The organism is Actinomyces bouchesdurhonensis, from assembly GCF_900128465.1.
In the GTDB taxonomy this organism is placed as follows: domain Bacteria; phylum Actinomycetota; class Actinomycetes; order Actinomycetales; family Actinomycetaceae; genus Pauljensenia; species Pauljensenia bouchesdurhonensis.
The window spans coordinates 1-812 of the sequence record NZ_LT635884.1; the positions used below are offsets into that span (position 1 = coordinate 1).

An 812-nucleotide genomic window follows, 5' to 3' on the forward strand; every position below is an offset into this window, starting at 1 on the left:
GCCTGCACGCCCGCGTCCCCGCAGGTGCAGCCGACCGTACGGCCCGCCCCGGCCTCGTCCATTCAGGTCCCCTCCCCCGCCTCTTCCGAGGATGCCCAATCGAGCACGGCAAACGTGCCGGGTGAAACAGACCTGGACTCAACCAGGCCGATCAACGCGGACAATTGGATGTCCTCGGTATCAATGCTGCCTCCCGTGCGAGCCGAAGACCCCAACAAAGCGCTGGTCCTGACAGCGATCCGGGCAGCCTCCCACGAGGGCTTCACCCGCGTCGTGCTCGAGTTTGACGGCGACGGCTCACCTGGCATTCGTCTGGCCCAGTGGAGCGACCAGGTGCTCGAGCAGGGCCGGGGGCTACCCATCGAAGTCGAAGGGGCGACCGTGCTGGAACTGATCATCGATGGCACACCGATGACGGCAACCTCACCGAAAGGGAACTACCCGAGCGGCGAGCACACGCGCGCGGGCGACCTCGACATCGTCTCGGACGGCACCTTCGAGGACAATACGCACATCGCTATCGGTTCGCCCACGCAGCGCCAGTTCCAGATCGGTTTCCTCACCAATCCAGTGCGTCTAATTGTTGATATTCGACACTAACCTCTGTGCTTGGTGGCTTTCTTCGCCTTCTTGGCTCGCTTGGCCTGCACTTCCTCCCACCAGGGGCCGGCCTGAGTCGCGGGATCCCAGACCTTCTCAGGCACGGGCAGGCCGCGCAGCTTCCCGACCCCCGCGCGCACAGCGTCGCTGATGCGCCGCGTCGCCTCGTTGACAGCATCATGGTCCTCAGACCCGGCAGGACTCATCAGATC

1 protein-coding gene and 1 pseudogene are annotated in these 812 nt (G+C 64.7%); one reads left to right on the forward strand and one right to left on the reverse strand.

The genetic code is table 11. The features are described 5' to 3' along the window. On the forward strand, nucleotides 1-600 hold a 600-nt coding region (locus BQ7477_RS10935; RefSeq protein WP_234968836.1), incomplete at its 5' end, for an AMIN-like domain-containing (lipo)protein. On the opposite strand, the pseudogene BQ7477_RS10940 reads toward BQ7477_RS10935, so the two are convergent. After that, nucleotides 597-812 (reverse strand): annotated as a pseudogene (locus tag BQ7477_RS10940) (lysophospholipid acyltransferase family protein); the annotation flags it as partial. The gene BQ7477_RS10935 and the pseudogene BQ7477_RS10940 overlap by 4 nt on opposite strands.